Source organism: Pedobacter sp. 05T44, from assembly GCF_056395985.1.
In genome coordinates this window covers 117,697-135,996 of the sequence record NZ_JBFTKO010000016.1, presented here as the reverse complement: position 1 = coordinate 135,996, position 18,300 = coordinate 117,697, and the positions used below count along the sequence as shown (strand labels likewise).

Genomic DNA, 18,300 nt, shown 5'->3' with positions numbered 1-18,300 from the left:
TGGTAGTAAGCGACAAATTTGCGATCAGCGCCTCGGGAATGAAGCCCAAGAGTTGTTTTACAGTGATATTATGATCTTTAAAAATAGCCATATCTTATTGATTTACAGCATTTAATATACTTAAAACCAACGAGAATTGCAAATAAATAATTGATAATCAGATAGTTGAAACAAAATTAAGCTTGCCTAAAAATAAAAAAAAGTCGGAAGAGTTAATCTTCCGACCATTCGTGGCATTTATGCGCCCTTTTTTATGKATCAAATTTACTTTTCTACAAAGGCCTTTAAGTTTGCTAAGCCTTTTTCATAATCTTTTCCGATCATAGAATCATATGCCAGTGACATCCATCTTGAGAAGATCGATGTATTTTCACCTCTAAAGTCCCAAGTTACCTTTGTGCCGCCATTAGCTGTGGGCTCAAAATAGAATGATGTAATTGCTGTACTTTGGAAAGGTTTAATGAATTCCAGTTTTTCGTCGATCTGCTTGTTTGGATTAAGCTTTTCAATTGTGATACTTCCGGTTCCAACCTCTTTTCCTTCCCAGTTAAACTTAGACCCAACAGAAACACCATCGCCTGTTACTGTATGTTTTGCTGCCTTATCCATTTGCATCCATGGATTCCATAAGCCGAAATCATTAAAATTTAGCATTTTCTGATAAGCTATACTGTCGGGTTTGTTAATTTCAATGGATCTGCTTACGCTGTAAGTTTTAGGAAGGAAGAAACCAATGATAAAGAAGAGGGCAATAATTACTACAATAATGCCCGCTAAAACTTTAATTATTTTCATTTTTATTTGTTTTGGTTACTTAAAATTAACTTAAAAAGTTTTATTGGGCAAACAATTAATTCTTAGAATATATAGATAGGAGATAAGGTTGTTTAACTGGGTCAAAATCATATTTTTGAGCTGAATTTATTTCTATACATGAATTATTACTATTTATTGATCAATCTGGCGCTGCTTCTTTTATCATTTTTGTTGACTTTGGATAAAAAGGCCAATCCAATCAGGAGTTGGAAGCCAATGATTCCTGCAGTATTGGTTTCCGGACTGTTTTTTTCAGTTGTTGCATTGATCTTTAATCAATTCAAAGTATCCATATTTAATGATGAGTATACTGTTGGAGCTCATATTCTTCAATTGCCAATTGAAGAGGTCTTGTTTCAATTTATATTAGCCTTTGCCGGGTTAAATATTTATGTGGTTTTGAATGCACGCTTTCCGAAAAATAATCTGGAGAGGTTTAGCCTGTCTGTAAGTAATTTATTATTGGGCGTGCTCATAGCAATGTTGTTTTTTACACATACTAAATTGTATAGTGTTATTACTTTTTCTGTGTTGTTTCTTTCGCTTTTTTACGTAGAGTATGTGAACAGCCTCAGGTTTATGTATAAGTTTTACAGAGCATATGTAGTACTGCTTATTCCCTTCTGCTTGTTATATCTGTTTATTGGGGGCTTACCAATCCTTACCTATGTATTTGAAGAAACCATTAAATTAAAGTTGGGGGTAATTCCATTCGAAAATTTCTTTTACCTCATGAGTAATCTTCTGGTAAGTGTTTACTTATTTGAAGTGGTTAAAAGTAAAAGCAAAGCATAATGGAGCTGCCAATTTATACAAAGCAACAGCTTGCATTACGAAATGGCCAGGATAAGCCACAGATCTGGGTTGCGTACAGAGGTATTATTTACGATGTAACAGAAAGCAGGCTTTGGAGGAATGGCAAGCATTATGAACATTGGGCGGGTCAGGATTTGACAGATGAGCTGCCAGACGCCCCTCATACAGAAGCCGTATTTGAGAAGTTTAAGGCAATAGGCAAATTAAGTACATAAAGGAGCTCTGGTTATAGTGCTTCTTTATGTACTTAAATCAAGTTTTATGATTCTATTGTGAATGAACTTAAAGTCACAAATTCCTGAACACGTGCAGCAACTTCTTCAGACGTTAGGTTAATGATTTTTTCTGTTCCAAATTTCTCTACGCAGAAAGAAGCAAGGGCAGAGCCAAAGATTATTGCATTCTTCATGTTGTTGAAATTCACTGTTCCTACTTTAGCCATGTAACCAATAAATCCGCCTGCAAATGTATCTCCTGCACCGGTTGGATCAAATACTTCAGCCAATGGCAATGCCGGGGCTGAGAAAATTTTATCCTCATGGAATAATAGAGCGCCATGTTCGCCTTTTTTGATGATCAGGTATTTAGGACCCATTGCCAAAATTTTCTGAGATGCCCTAACTAATGAGTATTCTCCGGAAAGTTGACGCGCCTCCTCATCATTGATAGTAAGAACATCTACCATTTTAAGTGTTTCTAAAAGATCTGGCATCATAATGTCCATCCAAAAGTTCATTGTATCTAAAACAATTAGCTTAGGCTTGTTTTTAAGGCGTTTGATGACAGTCTGCTGGACAATTGGAGTAAGATTACCTAACATTAAGTATTCGCAGTCCTGGTAGCTCTCAGGGATAATGGGATCGAAATTCTCCAGTACATTAAGTTCGGTAACTAAGGTGTCGCGACTATTCATGTCGTTGTGATATTTTCCAGACCAAAAGAAAGACTTTTCTCCCTCTTTTATTTGCAGTCCTTCGGTATCAATTCCATGTTGGGTAAACGTATTTATGTCCTCTTTATGGAAGTCATCGCCCACAACACCAACAATTTTTACTTTATTGTAGAAGTAAGAAGCGGCTAAACTTGCATAAGTTGCGGCACCACCTACTATTTTATCTGTCTTTCCGAAGGGAGTTTCGATCGCGTCAAAAGCTACAGTACCTATGATTATCAGGCTCATATGAAATAATTGAGTTTTTTTTAAATTTTTTCTCTGCAAATATTGCATAAATAAATTAAAACCCCTAATATTGCATTCCCAAAACGAACAAGATATTATGTTCCTAGGAACACATCAGAAGCGTTTTTGGACGACCAGACTCCTTCTTAGCTCAGCTGGTTAGAGCATCTGACTGTTAATCAGAGGGTCGCTGGTTCGAGCCCAGCAGAGGGAGCAGAAATGGGCAAGCAGAAGAAATTCTAGTTTGCCCATTTTTTTTGCCCCGTCCCCAGTTACAATCTTTTCTATTCACTTTCTGACTTAATGGCTTTATAACCAGCGCTAAAAAAATACAAAATGTGGTATTTTAACTATTCCCAGATTCTAACAAAAAACTTTAAACATTAAAATGTTATTAGCAATTTGCAATTAATGAAAGGAGAATAGACCTCAATCTGTCATTAGCAAACCATAAAAAACCTCAACCATGAAAAACCTAGAAACATTTAATTTATCGGTTCCTCCGTCAGTGTTGGATGATCTAAAAGATCGTTTAAAAAATACCCGTTGGCCGGGTGAAGCAGAAGGCTCTGGCTGGAATTTTGGCACAAGTGAAACTTATCTTAAAGAATTAGTGGACTATTGGATCAATAAGTACGATTGGCGCAAACAAGAAGCTGAGCTTAATAAATACCCGCAATATACTACAGATGTGAATGGCATGAAAATTCATTTTCAATACATCAAGGGGAAAGGCAAAGATTCCAAGCCTCTTCTGTTGACCCACGGGTGGCCGGATAGTTATTATCGTTTTCACAAAATCATTCCACTATTAACAGAAGGCAATCAAAGTTTTGACCTGATCATTCCATCCATTCCAGGCTTCGGATTCTCTGAAAAAAATGCAGTTCACAATGAAGCAGTTGCAGATTTATGGAAAGTATTGATGACCGAAAATCTTGGTTATCATAAATTTTATGCAGCTGGGGGCGACGTAGGTATGAGCGTTACTAAAGCCCTTGCATCTAAATATCCCGAAGTAGTTGCTGGTGTACATTTTACAGATGTTGGTTATCCTATGGGACAGGAGGATCCCAATACCATGACAGAAGCTGAGAAGCAATTTGCGCAGTTTGTGCAACAGTGGTGGTACAGCGAAGGTGCATATGCTATGGTACAATCTACCAAACCACAATCGCTGGCCTACGGTTTAAACGATTCTCCTGCCGCACTTGCTGCCTGGATACTCAGTTTCGGCAACGCTGGGGCTTCTCCTGAGATTTTAGAAAAGGCATTTGGTGGAAGGGATGAACTGCTCACTAACATCATGATCTATTGGGTAACGCAAACGATAGGTACTTCTGCCAGGATGTACAAAATGGATGCTATGGCACAATGGAGCGGTGCAGAACCATTACAGAAAAGTAATGTGCCTGCAGGTGTAGCAGTATTCCCAAGAGAAGCACAATTCCCAAAAGAATGGGCCGAACGTTTTGTTAATGTGGTTAGCTTTAGGCAAATGAAAGAAGGTGGACATTTTGCTGCCCTGGAGGTGCCTGATGTTTTTGCTGAAGAACTAAGAGACTTCTTTTACAGTATTGCTTAGTACGCGCTAATGAAAGAGATAACATTTTAGGAAAAGTATTGTATGGTATAATTAAAATCCCTAATATTGCATTCCCAAAACAAAAATGCTATGCGTCCTTAAGGACAAATTAGAAGTGTTTTTGGAAGGCCAGACTCCTTCTTAGCTCAGCTGGTTAGAGCATCTGACTGTTAATCAGAGGGTCRCTGGTTCGAGCCCAGCAGAGGGAGCTCAAAATGAGAGAGTTAGCCTCACTGTAAAAGTGAGGCTTTTCTATTTGCACAAAATTTGCACACAATAATGGAGCGGAATGATTGGATCAATCCACAAAACTTGTGGAGTAAATCTATCATTTCATCATCTGGAGAAACAAACACCCTTGAACCGGCTAGCACCGTTAAATATTATTTTATTGATATTTATTTAACTCTCTAACGATGGGGGGACAATTTTTTTCACTTTTTTTAAAGAAAATTTGTTTTTTTATTTTAAAGAACTATTTTTGATATTAACCAAATAAATTAACCTMTCAATATGGCATTTTCATGTATTTTATTTCCTCGTAATATAGGCGAGATCTCGCTTGGTAAATACTTTTTTCATAATCTGAATCTATTACTATACAGTATTCAACTAAACAAATAAAGTTGAATATTTCATGTGATTTTATTTATGCTTATGAGATATACTTTTAAAAGGCTATTAATTGCAGATACTGTTCTAATGCTAATAACAGGGCTCTTGTATTGTGGTGCAATATTTAACGGATTCCAAACTAATTGGGATGATCAATGGGTTGTTAAAAATGTATATACGATCAGTGGAGTTAATACATCCAATATACATGATATTTTTTTTCACTTTTATCATGGTCAATATGCTCCTATCAACCAAATATATTACACCATCATCTATTCAGTATTTGGATATGATTCTAAAGCATTTCATTTATTTAGTATCCTGTTACATATAGCAAACACACTGTTGGTACTCAGAATAATATTAGCCATCACTAATTTGACGGTTGATCCTAGTAAGGGAAACAAATTTAGGATTGCTTTTCTTACTGCTCTTTTTTTTGGAATTAGTCCCATTATGGTGGAATCGGTTGCTTGGCTGTCTGCTTCAAAAGTAGTTCTTTATGCTTTTTTTTATCTGCTTTCATTATTGAGTTATATCAAGTATATGGAACAAAGGCAATTAAGGTATTATAGTATTGCTTTGATACTCTTTATCTTCTCGTTTGGAGCAAAAGAACAAGCGGTGATATTACCATTATGTCTCTTGTTTTTGGATTTCATAGTTAAAAGAAGCCTGACGCTTGAAGTAATTTTCTACGAAAAAATTCCCTTTTTTATAATTTCGGCTTACTTTGCCATAATTACATTGCTATCTCAAGAAGCAAGTGGCGAAGGTTTACTCTCAGCTGAAGCGAAATATCCTTTTTATCAGAATATATCATTCGCGTGTTATTCTCTATTACAGTACGCATATAAATGCTTGTTACCAATAGATCTGAATTATTTGTATCCGTTTCCCAATTTACCGGGCACTTTAATGCCTTTATGGTTCTGGTCATATTTGGGATTGTTTATTATAATTGTTTATGCAGGTTATCATTATTTGCAACAGCGATGGATTCTATTCGGAATTAGTTTTTTTGTTATTCATCTTACAACTGTCTTACATGTTATCCCAATATCCAGACATGCAATAATTGCAGATCGTTATATCTATGTTTCAACAATAGGCATATTCTTTATACTCTCAGTTATTCTTGAGAACTTAATTTCTAAAAATAGATTTTTCCTAATTCCTGCTACATTATATTTTTTTTCTCTTTTCGTCCTTGGGATTAAACAAATTAAAGTATGGCAAGACAGTAGCTCGCTAAAATACGAACTAAGACAGATGATTATGGAAAGAGAAAATGAAAACACTAATGGATCGCAAAATGAAAAGTAAAAGAAATAAACTCCTTCTTGGTGCTTTTCTATCAATCATTGTTTTAAACCAATTTGTCTTTACACTTAATTACCAGATAAATAATATCACACTAAGTAGTTTTTACAAAGCTCAAATGGAGGGAGTCCAATCAAAAAAGGTAGATACAGGAGCGAATAAAGTCTTAAAGTTACCAATTAACACTCATTAGGTAACTAAAGGAGATTAATAAATAATTCGATAACAAGTGTGCACAAAAAAGAAAACATGAAAAAGACCAAAACCAAATTTATTTATTTATCAATATTTTTACTGTTGATCATTAGCGTAATAACAATATATTCCTGTAGCAAATCTGAAATAACCACATCAGATGGGAAAAAAATTAGCTTAATTGCACCTAATGGACTTTCTATTGGCTCAGAAAAACAGTTAAAAATCAATGCAGCTGAGCTATCTAAAATTTCGCTTCGAGAATCTGAAGTTGAGATTACTTCAATTAAATATGAGAAAGTGAAGGTAGGATTTGTTGCAATTGTTGAATTTAAAACAATCAAGGGAGAAACCGGTAGTTATGGGATTTCCAAAGGAACCCCTTATATCCTGACTGACCGAGGTATAAAATTTATTAATGTTAATAATACTATGATGACTACGAGTGGCGAATCTGGAGGCAGTTCGGGAGGGAGCTCAGGAGGCGGTTCGGGAGGGAGCTCAGGAGGCAGTTCGGGGGGCAGCTCTGGGGGTGGAACTTCAGGTGGTGGTGGAGCGATCAAATATAGTTGCGTAGGAACATGTTCACCAAACCCGTGCAAATTAACAACAGGACCTCCAGCGAGTAATGGAGATGTGGCGTATAGCTGTGGGCCATGTCAAGCATGCCTTTTTAAGGTCGAAAAATAACCAAAATACAAATCGCACACTTGTTATTGGTTTATATGAGAATGAAATTATCCACTGGTTTGTCATTTAACAATTTAGATTAATGTCAAAAACTATAGTGAAATTTTAAAATATTAAGAAGCAAGCCCTAAATATTAATCAAATGAATTATGAAAAATCAAAAACTTAGATCAATAATTTTCTCGCTAGGATCGTTGATCGTTATAACGATTATTACTTTGTATTCCTGTAAGAAGGAGAGTAAATTTGAGAACGCTGATGGCGATATTATAAATCTTAAAGCACCTAGTGGCGAAATAATAGGATCAGAAAGATCTTTAATATTTACAAGCTTACAAATGTTGGATGACCCCAAACTTAAAAGCTCAGATATAGAAATAACTAACATTGAATATTTTAATGAGCGGACGGGATATGCAGCCGTTGTATATTATAAAACTTCGTCAGGAATAGTAAAAAATTTCGTTGCCTTTAAAGGAAATCTTTCACGGGTTAATAACTCAAAATCAATCAAAGTAATTCAAAATGTGTACCTACAGTCTGGTGAATCGGGTGGTAGCTCTGGTGGTAGCTCAGGGGGCAGTTCGGGGGGCTCTGGTAATCCGCCTAACCCAGGTAATTCAGGGGGCAGCTCTGGAGGTAGCTCAGGGGGTGGAACGACTGTATATTATACTTGCAGAGGAACATGCACGAACTGCATTGTTAAGGGAACTTATAATCAAACTACAAATTCATATACATGGACTTGCTCATGCCAACCTTGTACTGTCCATGTATTGTAAAATAATATAATCAAATAGATTTGCTTGCTTCTTACTATTATTATTAAATTTAAGTATAAAAAAAGAACCGATGATCAAATTAAAAATCTACTTTCTCCTATTTCTTTCTACACTATCAATAGCTGGTGTTAGTCAGGAAAAAAAAATAGATAATGATAAAGCGACTATATCTTTTTCAAGAAACGAAGTCATTCATGGAAGTAGCCCAGTTAGTGATGAAACAAAAAATGCAAGATTTTATTTAGCAAATGATCATGAAATTTCACTTAATCAGTTTAATGACTCTGTAAACACATCAAAATACATGTACTCTTTACGGTTTGTAAATGAGGATAAACTTTTTAAGTTAGAACGAAAAAAAAATACAATTTTTAATTACTTAAATAAAGTTTCTCCAGTAAAGACTTTGGTGGACTTCAAAAAAAAGAAAATCAATTTTAATGATCATAATGCAAAAGTGACTTATATTAATTTTTGGGGATTGTCTTGCAAACCCTGTATTGATGAGTTGGGAGCCATTGAATTATTAGCTAAAAAATATCCTAATGTAAATTTTTTAGCTATTGGATATGACGATGATGAGGCTATAAAAAAGTTTTTAGCTAAAAGAAAGAACAAATTAAGATATATTATGGATGGCCAAAAATATACCAAAACCTTTGAGGTTGATTTTTATCCGATGCATGTCATTATTGATAAAAATAATCGCATATCGACTATATTACCAGGTTTGCTTAGTCCAACAATGTTAAAGACCTTAGAAGATGCCTTTGCAAAATAGTCTACTGTTTATCAATTTTATTTTTTAAGATAAGATTGTCAAATAAAAAATTTATCGGGAAGATAAATGATTTAAGATATTATCTACTAAGTTACTCAATGCGCGATTTAAATTATTATCTACTTGCTGATACTATTAAACCGGGTGCTTACTTACATGTTTGCTCAACCACATATTCAAAATTTGTTAAATATTCCCACTTGAAACGCACCCAGCGTTTATCTCTAAGTAGTCAAATGAAACTTCAATTGCATGGATAAATTATGTCGTATTACTTAGTGACCTATATTGATAAAAAACAGTTGCATTTTTAAAGGTAAAAAATTAACTTAACGATTACTATAATCATTGCTCTCATGTTTAATAAATTTACTGATTTTAATTTTTTTCTGTTCAAGATTTTTCGATTTGCAATTGTAGGGTTTATAGGCCTAATCATTGATTTTGGAACTACATGGATTTTTATAAATTATTTTAAATCAAATATTTACATTGCAAATATTGCTGGATTTATCTTTGCTGCAACAAACAATTATCTACTTAACAACTGCTGGACATTCAACAATAGAAAAATAGATCTCAAAAAATATATTTCTTTCTTCTGGATATCTATTGTTGGTCTTATAATCAATTCAGCAATAGTCTATGTTTTGCTTAATATTATGCATTTTGATTTTTATTATAGTAAATCTTTAGCCGTTATTGTAGTTTTTGGATGGAACTTTATGGCTAATTACTTTCTCACATTTCGAGTTAGCGTTAATAATATTTCTAACATTTCATAATTTCCAATCCACCAAAATGCAAGTGTTTTCTAAAAAAAATAATTTTAATTGCCATCCCTATCTCATTCTTGTACTTTGCTTATATTTTTTAATTATTTGGTCAGTTAACTTAGGAATAGCACCCGGTTTACACGGTGATGAAGCTTGGTCAGGGTTAAAGGCCAACGAAATTAGTAAAGTGGGTATTCATAATCTGAACGGAATGAACTACTATACAGGTATGCTCCAGGCGTTGGTAGCAGACCTTAGTTTTAAAATCTTTGGACTGGGAATCATCCAATTGAGGATTCCCAGCGTTGTCTTCAATTGTATTGGTCTTCTAGTTTTAGGATTTACATTTATTAAAAAAAAACAGAGAAATTGGTTCATTTTCTTTCTTATCATTTTGAGTCAATCCTCTCTCTATGTGCTTTCGCCGAGAATAGCCTGGGAAGTTAATACCTTCACATTGTTCTTATTTAGCATACTCTTCTTATCATTATGGGAGCTGTTGCAAAAAAAGGAGGCGGAAAACAAATTTTGGACTATCATTTTTTTCTTGGTAAATGTGATTGGCACTTACAATCATTTAATTTTTTCATCAATATCAGTTTCCTGTTTTGCTGCTCTACTATTTTGGACATTATACCATAGGTCTTCGTCCCATAAGGCTCTCCTGATAATACTGGCGATTAACTTCGTTAACATGCTATGTCTTTTTCTAGCTATGAGATATGCTTTCGATCATTTTAATACTGTCACAAACTTCACTCTCCCCTTCATAATAATTTTGGTAATGTATCTTGAGGTTCTACTATTTAGAAAAGTCGTACTATGGGACATCAAAATAAATCTATTAAAGATACCGCAGTTGGTAATTAAGGGTGTATTGACTTTGTCTCTGCTAATGTTCAGCATTTTTCATGGAAGGGCATTCATCGAAGTGCTTTCTGCGTACAAGTTATTTCTTCAAGTATATTCATACGAAATTTCTCCCGTTTTTCAAATTACGATGCTCAGTTGCTCAGCTGTATTTATATTTTATTTAGGAGTTTTTATGTATAAAGATTTTAATAACAATTCCCATAGCATAATTGTATTTTTGATTATGAGCTATTGTGGAGTACTAAATTTATATACACTTACTTCATCCTTTAGATACTATCTTATAATATATATTATAATTGCTTTCTATCTAAGTTATAATGTCAGCAAAGACCCATTAAAATCAATTCCGCTACTCCTTTCTTTCTTTATTGCTTTCATCGTTATTTCTTACATACAAATTGCTGTTTTAAGTACATCCACAAGGCCTATGAGGGCGACAAAATTCTATATAGGCAATGATCAAATAGAAACCTCCGAACATTTCCTACCAAAGGAAAGTCTAATTGACTTTTTAAAAAAAAACAAAACTGGCATTTTAGAAGATTTCACTGACAATCATTTTTTCATAGAAAAACCAGTTGAGTTCTATTATTTAATTGACCCTTGGGAGCAAAAAACAGAAAATAAGGCGATTGTTAAATACGACTTTACAAACCCAGGCACAGGATTTATACTCCAAATTAAAAAAAATGGAGACTAAATTTTTTAATCAGTAAACTCGTATACCCTTAACCCGAAATTATTTAGATCGGGATTGTATATTTTGAAAATTTCTTTTGTTAAAAGGGGGATATTTTGATAAACCTCAACTAAATTAAATCTTTCTGAAAAATTAAATCTACCTTCATTAATACTTTGGTCGTCAATAATTAGTAAATTAATCATGCCTTTTTTTTTATACGCTAGTAAATTACTGCCCTGCTTTGCATTCACGCGAATTTTGCTGATTCCAAAGCTATTGTAGTAAGAATTCCTTAATGGATCCCAGTCTATGTAAGGACTAACATTACCGAAGAGGATTAAGTTTATTTTATCTTTTGGATAATGTCTATCTATGTATTCTGTTACTGAAGTTTTTATTCTACCAGCGCTTGTTGTAGAAATCGCTATTAACCCAGTAAAATTTACGATACCAAGAAAAATTAAAGCAAGTGAAATCAGCTTTCTGAACAAAGTACTAGTTATAAACTTAGTAGACATTTTTTCCATTATCGTCTGATAACTAAGAACAAGAAAATAAGGCACTAAATAAGCAATCGGAAATAGAAACCTTAATTCCTTATGAGGAATAATACTGTGAACAATTAAAAATGGGATTATAGACCAAAGCAACAAATTGGTCTGGTGATATCGTAAAATCACCCAAAATGAAAGGAAAATTAAAATTCCAATAGGACCAGGAGACTTTATAATATAAAGAACTATTTCATACCAAGGTGAAACTCCAAATCTAGAGGAAACCCCTTCGACAAGATTAACATAAAAATAATTATAAATTGAGAGCACAAATTCACCATAAAACCATTTATCAATCAAAATTCCATATGCAAGAATTATAACAATGGATAAGCAAAATGTGAGCAGGGTTTTAAGGTTGAGTTTTTTTATATAAACAAGCCAAGTAAATATTCCAAGACATAAAAGGCCAGACTGATACCGAAATAATATCGAAAATCCCAACAGAGTCCCAACTAAAAAATACTTGCTTGTTTGATCTTTCAGCTTTGAATTTTGTATTAATGTTAGTGCTATGATATAGCATAAACCAGACAAGGTTTCCGATGAAAACCTTACGCTTATAAATGGTATGAACCACAATAGATATGAAATGAAGACAAAGTATGAATGAAGATTGTCCGTAAGATTAACCTTGTATTGATTTATAAAGACCCTGATAGTGGCCAGTGAGAAAATTGCGGTCAAAATTCTCAACAATAAGGTTAGGTCATAGCCATTTGTTATATTAAAATATCCAAAAAGTTTAAACAACGCAAAACAAATAGCAGGTTGCAATGTGGGTCTTATTTGTGCAGGAAATTCCCAAGCCAACTTATAATCAGGGATTAGCCCTAGTTTATAATTAGCGAACTCGATAATTTGAAAGTGTTCATCTTCCTGATGATACCCTGAACTCTTGAATGCAACCAAAAGATAGAATACACAAATTAAATAGAAAAACAAACCGGAATTCTTAATTGCGATGTTAGTTTTCAATTGAGGCATTAATTTAGATAAGGTCATGTTAAAAAATATTATGTAATCTATTTAAAAAACCGCGCTTTTACAAGCTACTTGTAATGTTGTAATCGGAAAATAAAACTGAAGAGAAAATGGCAATTAGGAATTGCCGAAAATCCTGTATTATATCTTACCGACTAGTGAGCTTGAAGTGTTCATTGCCGAATACATGCTGTTAAAAAGATGGTGGTAGGTCCACCGTAAAGGGGGGACAGGCAAACCTTACAAACCAATTTGTGGTGCTCGACTCCGAAAGGGTCTAGGATTGAGCGGCAAATAAAAGGTGATTGAAGCCATCAGTTGTGTTTCAAAGTGGGTATTTCACTTAAAGTGGCCGATTCATTTCGGGTCAAAATGGCCAGATGAACGATTGCCGGACCTTGGTAAAAAATTATCTCGACTGAAAGTCAAATATAACCCATCAACTTTTTCTATACGCAATACTGTATCGACTCGACATTTTCATCCGGCTTTATATAAGCTACTCTCAGCCACAAAAAGAATTGAATGGAGTTCTCCCTAATCAACCGAACAGATAAGCCTCCTGAGGCCGCAATTTGGTGGTCGCGATCAAACCTCACGGACGAGAAGATAGGGAAACATCTGCCTAACGACACCGAAACGGCCATTTTATCCCGAAAGATGGTGATCAAGTTCGAGCGAAAGCAATTGTCAGTTTAAATGCGGAAAGTGTGGCCATTATCGCCGAAACATGCAATTACATTGGTAGCTAAAAAACCAAAAGTCTCTAGCTTTCTCCTGATGACAGTCATTCTGCAAATCAGCTGTATATAGGGATTTCAATACATCTGATTCCAGGTTTTTTTTAGTGTTTTTCCCGGTAGGGATTTTATATTGCTTAAAAGGATAAAGTTCAGGGGCAATATCTCTGGTCTCAATTGCCGCATTAAATATCTTGCGTAGAGGTCGTAGATAAATTCCTACAGTAGTTCTGGAATTGCCGCTTTCTATCATCCAGTTTTCGTATTTGTTCAAGAATGAGGGATTAATTTTGTCAAACCCGATTTGAGTTACAGGATTTTTGCGCCCTTGATTAACAAAGGACTTAATTGAATTGATACTGCATTGATAGTTGGATTTAGTTCCTTCCTTTTCTAAATTTCCTAATTCGGTGATATAATCATTATAGTGATCAATGATGTTGTTTACACTAGTTTTATTCCTGTAAAGCTCCCGTTTGAATCGATCGAATGAAAAGGAGGGGAGATTTTTGATGATTTCTGCTGCTCTTGATTCAATAGCTTTTAGTTCCACTTGTATTTCTTTGTAGCGCCCACGAGGTCTAGGTTCATTATAAGCACGCTCAAATTCTTCTTTACTTAGAGATGAGCCCGTCTCAAAGAGTTTGGCAATACCAAAATAAACACGCAGTTTGACAGGATAATTTCCATCATCCAATACCCTTCTTGTGTCATGATAGAGAGAAATTGTTGCTTCTTTCATTAGAGTAATAGGTTTTAATTGGAGTTCATTTGCACAAAATTTGCACACAAATTGTCAAATTAAGTACAAATATCACATAATAAAGATAAGTAAAATATTTATAACTATTTGAATTACAGCGTATATAAAAACAAATATAAATAAAGATATACTAGTGTAGCCTGACTGTTAATCAGAGGGTCGCTGGTTCGAGCCCAGCAGAGGGAGCAAAATTTAAAAGCCCATTTCTTAATTGAAATGGGCTTTTTTTGTAGAATGTATCTAAGGAGCTATTGCGGGTGGTGGGCAATTCTGACATCTTTTAACAGTGATCCGTTTTCTCTTAACACCAAGGTGTCCTTGTAAATCGGCTCCCTCAACAATCACGGTATAAGTTCCTGGATTATCTGCTGCATAAAACCCAATTGTTGCTTTGCCATCCTTGTCCGTAATGATATTTGGCGTCCAATATATTGTTGAACGTATATCCGACATATCAGTGATATTACCTGCAGTATATTTTGGACTATAAAACTCCTTTGAAGTGATAAATGGCATTGGTTTATATAGATAAGTGCCAACGCTTTTCTTTAGGAAAGGGCCTTTTCCACCCCGGGTAGTTACTTCAATAAAGGAATGGTCCCATGGCACATCTAGTGGTTTGAGGTAAGTACTGGTATAATTCATTTGATATTTGCCACTCACCATTACTTCTATCCCTTTAATTTCTTCAGCATCGTAATAATCAAAGATATCTTTGAGGTATTGGTATCGTGGTGTTTCCGGCGAAATAAAAAACTCAGTATTTACACCATCGATAACCAGGTGAAGCAATGTGGTGTACACACTATAATAAGTTTCGCCGGTTTTGCTAACTCTAATTCCGAACCCCTTAACGTTCTTACGTAAGAGGTCGCCAAGTGTAGTTCTGCCGGCTTTTTTTAGTTGTCCTTCATCAATGATAATATCTGCACCGCCAGGGCCATTTAAGTTTTTGGAACCTTTAACAACCTTTTTTGCATTAATAACTACCTCTTTAAGCAAATTACCTCCGGTAACACGCAATTGTTCTTTTTTTAAAGCCACCCGATTGTTAACAGCTAAATAGGTGCCGGTGTCAATATTTACAAACCATGGCACAATCGAATTGGTAATTGGGGAGAAAACAGGAGCTTTAAATTCATCCATTTCAATGCCAACATTAAAGCTTTTTCCTCTCTTGTTTTTAGCGCTTATAAAGTACGCAGGGGTATCAATCGGAGCAATCCCTTTAAAAATAAAATTTCCATTATCGTCAGTAATACTCTCTAGCACAAGTAATGGGTTTTTTGAGAATAATGTAATTGCAGATTTCGCCACTGGTTTATTGAAGGCATTGGTAACTTTGCCTTTTATTAAAAATTCCTCTTCAGCAGGATAGACCAATGGCTTAACCGGCTTAAATAACTGACTCCAATCGTAACCGGCCCAACCTTGCGCCATCAGCAAATGATTAAGATGCTGCCATTTTTCAGGATGAATTGCAGCATCGTCGTAATAACCGGGACCTTCTACATTACCTTTTAAGTCCGAAGTTAATAGCATGTGGCTTACAAGTGAGCGCTCTGCAATACTGTCTGTTTTAACCTGTCCGTTATCTGTTACTGCAAGAGAAAAACTGCCTTGTATGGGCTCACCATGATTGTCAGTTACTTTAATATTTAAAGAAATGCTATCCCTTTGCCGATACTCAGATTTATCTGATTCCAATTGAATATTTAACTGATCATCACGACCGTTGTAAAACATACGTTCATTCAGCCCCACTTTGTTTTCGTTCATTAAAATTAGGCGAACTATACCACTTGGAAAGACCTGTTTATTTAAAGTAAATTGAAACGGGCCTTTATTGAATTTAACCAATGCACCCCAACAAACTACATTTCTGGCCATACCAACCAGGTAATAAGTTTTATCGGCAGCAACAATATCTGGGGTGGGTGTAAGTGTTATATCACATGAATCACTTTTAAATCGATTGTTTACATTTAAGGTTATGCCGCTACTTTCAACAGATGGGAGTTGATAGGTTTGGTATTTCCCGTCAGGTAATTGTATTCTGGCAGTGTAAATTTCCGCATTTTCAGGTACAAGACTAAATACGCCCATTCCTGAATGTGTAGCTGTAAAGGAAGTAATTTCCTGCTGTTTGTTGTTGTAAATTTTGCCTGACACAGCTGCTCCGTATCCATCTTCGTTTAAGGCCTTAAAGGCGATGTTAGTTTGCTGACCTGCAACCAGCTTTCCGCCCTCGGGCATAAACTGTAGGTCTACTTTTTCTGGCCTGTTTAGTATAACTGGAATCGAAATCTTACGACTGCCCTGACTTTTACGTAAATCGTGGACAACAAGCGAGATATTTTTTGAGTCAGCCTTATCAGGCAAATCGAAACTTAACTTTAAAGCGCCGTCTAAACTTGTTTCAGCTTTGTCTTTAAACAATGTTCTTTTACCATCGGAAATACTCAACTGCATTTCTCTTAACCCCACAGGAGCTTTATCGAACTGGGTGATCTTTAAGCCCATTTCAATTTTGTCTTTGCTGCTGTCCTTTATTAAATGTGCATTATAATTGATCAGCCACTCCGATCCGGCATTGGTACCCACATAAAAGTGTTTCTTAAAAAGATAACTCTCATCAAAGTTTCTCATCCAATTGGTGTATCCTGTTAAGGTATACCCACCTTGCGTCATATCTGCGTCTAATCCTATATAGCCGCTTGCCATTCCACCGTTTACGGGAACCATAACTCGTTGAATAAGCCGATTGCTATCATTTGAAAGTTCCAGGTAAAGGACCGCGCTTTTATTTGAGTAGGTTAGAAAGGAAGCATTCAGTAAATAAGCTTTGAACCACAGGGTATCGCCAGCCAGATATGTAGGTTTGTCGGTTTGCAAGTAAAGTTTTTCTATCGAAAGACTGTCGTTTTGTGTATTAAGTTTAGCAATGATCTGACTTAGATTTTGTTTGGCAAGCGTCTGAGAGCAACCTGGTGAAATGTTGAAAAGGTGGAGCAGAACACAAATAAAAATACCTGTTATAATATGAACAGCCTTAGTTTTCATAGTTCGAGTATCTGGTTAAGATGAGTTAATTTCTTATAAAGATACTGATACACAATCTTTTTTAAAAGAGACGATTGCAATCCGGATTAAAAGAAGGAACCGGTTAAAAAGAAAAAAGAAGGTGTCCAAAAGAGTACTATAGAAGTACTCTTTTGGACACCTTCTTTTAAATAACTTACCAGCTGGTTTAAAGTTTAACCGTTGCTGGTAAGTATTTGGCGATCAGATCTTCGTAATAAGGTTTAAGTTCTGATACAACGGGAGGCTTAGGGCTTTTCGAATATAAATCGTAAGGGTTAAACTTGTCAACCCATTTAAACATTTCCTGATCGTGAGCGTTTAACAGGTGATCGTAAGCGTGTTCACGGTGCTGTGAGTAAAAGGAGTGATAGCGAATCATGTATAAAGCAGGCTCCGGCAGGTAATCTTTAGTGATGTGGTATAGATACTCGTCGTGTCCCCATGACATATGGATGTTGTCGAGTCCACATTGGTGCGTATACACCCCATATTTCGTGTTGTAGCGTTCATCTGTACTATCAGGGTTGTCTGAAAAGAAATCAGGATACACAATTTTGTCAGAGAACTTACAGCCAACTGGGAATGAATCACCAACAACATTCCACTGAGGTTCTCCAAAAAGGCAGAGCACCTTACCAAGGTCATGTATAAACCCGGTTAACACAAACCAATCCGGATGTCCGTCGGCACGGATCGCTTCGGCAGTTTGTAATAGATGTTGTAACTGATCAAGTGATGTGTCGGGATCTGAATCATCAATTAATGTATTCAGGTATTCCATTGCGGCCCACCATGGCATCTCTTTTTTATCAAACTGTAAAAAGTTAGCTTTTTTTGCAAGTACATTTCCATAAGTTTGGTACTTGTGATTCAAACGATAAAATTCGCGTACTGAATCATTTTCCGGGCTATCGTAATTTCTAAATTCTTCTTTCTTTTTTTCAGGAACACCAGGTTCCGGATATCTTTTTAATACATCGTCCTCCCACACATCGAGGCTAGACAATGGAGATAGTTCCTCTTTTCTTGACTCTTTCATAATGCTTAATTTTTTA

At 35.3% G+C, this 18,300-nt stretch carries 15 protein-coding genes and 2 tRNA genes; 11 read left to right on the top strand and 6 right to left on the bottom strand.

Annotated elements, in window-relative coordinates; translation table 11 throughout:
• Positions 1–264: 264 nt before the first annotated feature.
• Positions 265–795, bottom strand: a complete 531-nt coding sequence (locus AC1DDK_RS21165) for an SRPBCC family protein (RefSeq protein ID WP_337717938.1) — start codon at positions 793–795, stop codon at positions 265–267.
• 138 nt (positions 796–933) lie between these two features.
• Between AC1DDK_RS21165 and AC1DDK_RS21160 the strand changes: the two genes are divergently transcribed.
• Both AC1DDK_RS21160 and AC1DDK_RS21155 read left to right on the top strand, forming a co-directional pair.
• A complete protein-coding gene (locus tag AC1DDK_RS21160) occupies positions 934–1,611 on the top strand; it encodes a lycopene cyclase domain-containing protein (protein ID WP_288884255.1) in 678 nt (225 codons plus the stop codon).
• On the top strand, positions 1,611–1,847 hold the full coding sequence (locus AC1DDK_RS21155; protein WP_172659317.1) for a cytochrome b5 domain-containing protein: 237 nt from the start codon (positions 1,611–1,613) through the stop codon (positions 1,845–1,847). Before AC1DDK_RS21160 ends, AC1DDK_RS21155 begins: the two co-directional genes overlap by 1 nt.
• 44 nt (positions 1,848–1,891) lie before the next feature.
• On the opposite strand, the gene AC1DDK_RS21150 is transcribed toward AC1DDK_RS21155, so the two are convergent.
• Positions 1,892–2,812 (bottom strand): PfkB family carbohydrate kinase, encoded by a 921-nt coding sequence (locus tag AC1DDK_RS21150; protein ID WP_337717936.1) that lies wholly within the window; start codon positions 2,810–2,812, stop codon positions 1,892–1,894.
• 140 nt (positions 2,813–2,952) lie between these two features.
• Here AC1DDK_RS21150 and AC1DDK_RS21145 point away from each other — a divergent pair.
• The 9 genes from AC1DDK_RS21145 to AC1DDK_RS21105 all read left to right on the top strand — a co-directional run bounded on the left by AC1DDK_RS21145 (position 2,953) and on the right by AC1DDK_RS21105 (position 11,138).
• Positions 2,953–3,026, top strand: a tRNA-Asn gene (locus AC1DDK_RS21145).
• Between the two features lie 252 nt (positions 3,027–3,278).
• Entirely contained in the window at positions 3,279–4,397 is a 1,119-nt protein-coding gene (locus tag AC1DDK_RS21140; protein ID WP_288884257.1) for an epoxide hydrolase family protein, read from the top strand.
• Between the two features lie 135 nt (positions 4,398–4,532).
• Positions 4,533–4,606: transfer RNA gene (locus AC1DDK_RS21135), tRNA-Asn, on the top strand.
• 448 nt (positions 4,607–5,054) lie between these two features.
• Complete coding sequence (locus AC1DDK_RS21130; RefSeq protein ID WP_337717934.1) at positions 5,055–6,341, top strand: hypothetical protein; 1,287 nt, start codon at positions 5,055–5,057, stop codon at positions 6,339–6,341.
• A gap of 246 nt (positions 6,342–6,587) precedes the next feature.
• Positions 6,588–7,223 (top strand): hypothetical protein, encoded by a 636-nt coding sequence (locus AC1DDK_RS21125; protein ID WP_337717932.1) that lies wholly within the window; start codon positions 6,588–6,590, stop codon positions 7,221–7,223.
• Between the two features lie 525 nt (positions 7,224–7,748).
• Positions 7,749–8,015: a hypothetical protein gene (locus tag AC1DDK_RS21120; protein WP_337717930.1), complete on the top strand. Its 267-nt coding sequence runs from the start codon at positions 7,749–7,751 to the stop codon at positions 8,013–8,015.
• 60 nt (positions 8,016–8,075) lie between these two features.
• A complete protein-coding gene (locus tag AC1DDK_RS21115; protein ID WP_337717928.1) occupies positions 8,076–8,786 on the top strand; it encodes a TlpA family protein disulfide reductase in 711 nt (236 codons plus the stop codon).
• Positions 8,787–9,142: 356 nt separating this feature from the next.
• Positions 9,143–9,571 (top strand): GtrA family protein, encoded by a 429-nt coding sequence (locus AC1DDK_RS21110; RefSeq protein ID WP_430709636.1) that lies wholly within the window; start codon positions 9,143–9,145, stop codon positions 9,569–9,571.
• Between the two features lie 16 nt (positions 9,572–9,587).
• Entirely contained in the window at positions 9,588–11,138 is a 1,551-nt protein-coding gene (locus AC1DDK_RS21105) for a hypothetical protein (RefSeq protein ID WP_337717926.1), read from the top strand.
• Positions 11,139–11,143: 5 nt separating this feature from the next.
• Here AC1DDK_RS21105 and AC1DDK_RS21100 read toward each other — a convergent pair whose 3' ends face one another.
• The 4 genes from AC1DDK_RS21100 to AC1DDK_RS21085 all read right to left on the bottom strand — a co-directional run bounded on the left by AC1DDK_RS21100 (position 11,144) and on the right by AC1DDK_RS21085 (position 18,284).
• Complete coding sequence (locus AC1DDK_RS21100) at positions 11,144–12,679, bottom strand: glycosyltransferase family protein (protein WP_477634031.1); 1,536 nt, start codon at positions 12,677–12,679, stop codon at positions 11,144–11,146.
• A gap of 696 nt (positions 12,680–13,375) precedes the next feature.
• Positions 13,376–14,140, bottom strand: coding sequence for a phage integrase SAM-like domain-containing protein (locus AC1DDK_RS21095; RefSeq protein ID WP_337717922.1), 765 nt, complete (start codon positions 14,138–14,140; stop codon positions 13,376–13,378).
• A 261-nt stretch (positions 14,141–14,401) separates the two neighbouring features.
• Positions 14,402–17,224 (bottom strand): hypothetical protein, encoded by a 2,823-nt coding sequence (locus AC1DDK_RS21090; RefSeq protein ID WP_337717920.1) that lies wholly within the window; start codon positions 17,222–17,224, stop codon positions 14,402–14,404.
• Positions 17,225–17,411: 187 nt separating this feature from the next.
• Positions 17,412–18,284, bottom strand: a complete 873-nt coding sequence (locus tag AC1DDK_RS21085) for an inositol oxygenase family protein (RefSeq protein WP_288884260.1) — start codon at positions 18,282–18,284, stop codon at positions 17,412–17,414.
• Between the last annotated feature and the right edge of the window lie 16 nt (positions 18,285–18,300).